This window comes from Streptomyces sp. NPDC054840, from assembly GCF_053611065.1.
In genome coordinates this window covers 1-3,593 of record NZ_JBSGZP010000721.1, presented here as the reverse complement: position 1 = coordinate 3,593, position 3,593 = coordinate 1, and the positions used below count along the sequence as shown (strand labels likewise).

General features: G+C 75.4%; 2 protein-coding genes. Both read left to right on the top strand.

Translation table 11 applies throughout. The features are described from left to right. Positions 1–2,702 (top strand): amino acid adenylation domain-containing protein (locus ACWGIU_RS32880; RefSeq protein WP_453711766.1); only part of this gene is annotated, 2,702 nt, incomplete at its 5' end. Beyond that, positions 2,699–3,400 carry a formyltransferase family protein gene (locus ACWGIU_RS32875; protein WP_453711765.1) on the top strand — a complete coding sequence of 234 codons (702 nt, stop codon included), beginning with the start codon at positions 2,699–2,701 and terminating at the stop codon, positions 3,398–3,400. The genes ACWGIU_RS32880 and ACWGIU_RS32875, both read left to right, overlap by 4 nt. The last annotated feature ends 193 nt before the right edge of the window (positions 3,401–3,593 follow it).

Here is a 3,593-nt window from a genome sequence, read left to right as displayed (position 1 = left end):
GCACCCGGACGAGGCCCGCGCCGACGCCTCCCCGGCGCTCCCCGCTCGGCACGGCCGGCGACGGCGGCGGCCGCCCGCTCCGGACGCTGTGGCTGCGCCGCACTCTGCTCGGCCGCCGTTCCGCGCTCACCGCCCGCCTCGCCCAGGCCCTGACCGACGCCACCCGGCTCGACACCCGTGTCATGGTCCCCGTCGACCTGCGCCGCCACCGCCCCGGGATCGCGGCCACGGGCAACCTGAGCCTGCCGCTCTTCCTGGACCTGCGACCCGGGGCGGACTGGACGGCCGCGCACACCCACCTGCTGACCGCCCTGGCCGAGGGCCGCGAACTCGCCGCCGGATTCGAAACGGCCCTCGCGCCGCTGCCCCGGCCCGTGACCGCCGCTCTGCTGCGCACCGCCCAGGCCGTGGCGTCGCGTACCGACCGGCACCTCGCTTCGGCCGTCGTCTCCCACCTCGGCCGCCTGGACCTGACGGAATTCTCCGGCGGAGGCTTCACGGCGTCCACGGCCTACGCGCTGCCGGTGCACGCCCCACTGGTTCCGCTCTCCCTGGTCGCCGCGGAGACCGGCACGGCGACCGAGATCACCCTCGGCGTCCGCGGCGGGGGCCCGGACCTGGCCGACCGCGCCGCACGGCTGCTGGACACGGTCCTGGCCGGCCTCGAAACCGAGGGGACGGCCGCGGAGGTACGCCGGACCGGCCCGGGCACCGGGCCCGGCCCCGGGGGCGGGTCGGGTCCGGCGACCCCATCGACCCCGGTTCCGACGCCGATTCCCGCGCCCGGCCGCGTCGAGGCGGATGCGGCGGCTACGGGCCCCGCACCACGGGCGGCGCTCCCGGCTCCGGCCGTCCCGGACCCGGCGGTCCCCGAACTCACCGTCGTGGACGCCTTCCGCGCCCAGGCCGCCCGCACCCCCGACGCGCCCGCGCTCGACGGGCCCGAGGGCGTGGTCACATACGCCGAACTCGACCGACGCTCCGACACCGTCGCGGCCGGGCTCCGGCGCCGCGGCGTCGGACGCGAGGACCTCGTGGGACTGGTCGTCGACCGCACGTCCGCCGGCGTGTGCGCCCTGTGGGGCATCCTCAAGGCGGGCGCCGCCTACGTGCCGCTCGACCCCGGCCATCCCGGCGTACGGATCAGGGAGATCCTCCGGGGATCAGCCGCCGACGTCTGCCTGACCCGACGACACCTGGCCGAGGAACTCGCCCCGTTCGTGCCCGGGACCCTGCTCGCCGTCGAGGACCTGCTCGACGGCCCTGCCGCCGGACCCGCCGCCGCGGCGCCCGTACGGCCCGCGGACCTCGCGTACGTCATCCACACCTCCGGTTCCACCGGCCGCCCCAAGGGCGTGCAGATCGAGCACGTAAGCCTCATGGGGTTCGTCCGCTGGATGACCGGTGTCTGCCGGGTCACCGGTCGCACGCGCTTCGGCTTCGCCGCCTCCTACGCCTTCGACATCTCGTGCTTCCCCCTCTTCCTGCCGCTGCTGGCCGGCGGAACGGTGGTCCTCGCCCCCGGCACGCCCTCGCCCGCGACCCTGCGCGAACTCGTCGCCGGGCACCGCGCGGACACCCTCGCACTCACGCCCTCCCACCTCGCGCTCCTCGGCGCCGCGGGCAGCGGCCCCGCGCACGGCCTGCGTACCCTGCTGCTGGGCGGCGAGCCCCTCACCTCCACCGCCGTTCGGTCCGCGCACGCCGCTTTCGGGGCTGATTGCCATGTGATCAACGCGTACGGGCCCACCGAGGCGACCGTCGCCGTACTCGCCCACACCGTGGACGGAACGGAGAGCGGCGCCACCGTCCCGATCGGGCTCGCCGGCCCGTACGCCCGGGTCGACCTCGTCACCGAGAACGGCGAAACCATCGGCAGCGGACCCGGCGACACCGGCCGCACCGGCGAGATCGTCGTACGCGGGGTCCAGGTGGCCCGCGGCTACCTCGGCCCGCCCGACGGCCGTCCCTCAGCCTTCACCACCGGCCCGGACGGCGTCCGGGCCTATCGCACCGGTGATCTCGGACGCCGGCTGTCCGACGGATCCGTCGAATTCGCCGGGCGCATCGACGAGCAGGTGAAGATCGCCGGGCACCGCGTCGACCCCGCCGAGGTCGTCGCGGCCCTCGAAGCCCACCCGGCCGTCCACCGCGCCGTCGTCGTGCCCCGCCGCCGCCCCCGCTCCACGGCGGCCGTGCTCTGCGCGTACGTACTGCCGCACACCGGTGATCCCGCAGTGCGCGGGGACCTGGGGAGCGCCTTGCGGACCGCACTGACCCGGACGCTCCCCCCGTACCTCGTGCCCGCCCATGTCGTCGTCATCGACGCACTGCCCAGCACGGTCAGCGGCAAGGCCGATCTCGCCGCCCTCCCCGACCCCTTCGCGCCCTCCACGCCGGTCACGGCCGCAGCCGGAGGCACGGCCGCAGCCGCGCCCGTCACCGTGGATGCGCGGGTCAGGTACCACTGGGCGGAGGTCCTCGGCGTCGACGACGCGCTGCTGTCGGCGGACTCGGACTTCCACGCCCTCGGCGGCGATTCCCTGGCCCTCGTCGAGATGCTCACCGCCGTCTCCTCGGACCTGCTCACCCCTGATCAGGCAAGACGGTTCACAGGCCGCCTCGACTGCCTCGTACGGGATCTGACGCTCGGACAGGTCTGTGAGCACCTGACCGCCGCCCGCGAGGAGGCATCCGCATGATCTTCGTCGGAGAAGGAGCCCTGCTCCGCCGAGCCGTCACCCACGCGGCCGACCACGGCCACCCGGTCGACCTGGTCTGTTCCACCGATCCGCTGGACGCCGCGGCCGCCGACGCACCCCACCTCGCGGCGGCGGACGTCAACGCCCACGCCGGCACGCTCTCCCGGGCCGGCACCGACGGCATCGTGTGGTCCCTCAACAACCGGCAGATCTTCCGGGAGCCCCTGCTCCGGGCCGACGGCCTGCGCATCGTCAACATCCACAACGGACTGCTGCCACGGCATCGCGGACTGCCCTCCGTCGCCGTCCTGTTCGCCCTGCTGAACGGCGACACGGAGTACGGCGCCACCGCCCACGAGGTCGATGCCGGCATCGACACCGGTCCGGTCCTGGCCGAACAGCGCTTCGCCATCGGGCCGGAGGACCGCTACCACCAGGTCATGCTCCGCGGCATCCGCGCCTGCCATGCCCTGTTCCAGCAGATCCTCCCGGCGGTCGCGGCAGGAACCGCCCACCCCGCACGCGCCGCGGCGGCGCACCCCTCCGCGTACTACGGCCTGCGCGCGCTGGACCGGCTCGACGCCTATCGCGACCATCCCGCCTACCCTCGCGCCACCGACCTCGGCCCCTTCGCCGCCCATGCGCCCGAGGTCACCCGGGCACTGCTCCGGCCTCCCTCACCGGCTTCGGCCCCCTGAGGTCACCTCGACCCCGCCCGGCAGCCGGCGGGGGGCGCGGTGCGGGCTCGGCCGCGCAGGTTCAGCCATGGGTCCGTGGCGTCCACGACCGCCTTGCGGTCCCTCGCGTACAGGCCCCGGCCTCCGCCGGCACCTCGATGTGATGCCTGGTGCCCGGGCGGCGCGGGCGTTCGGCGGCGGAGCAGGTCAGAGG

What these genes read in the sequence shown, in the direction of transcription:
- ACWGIU_RS32875 (WP_453711765.1), top strand. Translation starts at nt 2,699, where the DNA reads ATGATCTTCGTCGGAGAAGGAGCCCTGCTCCGCCGAGCCGTCACCCAC.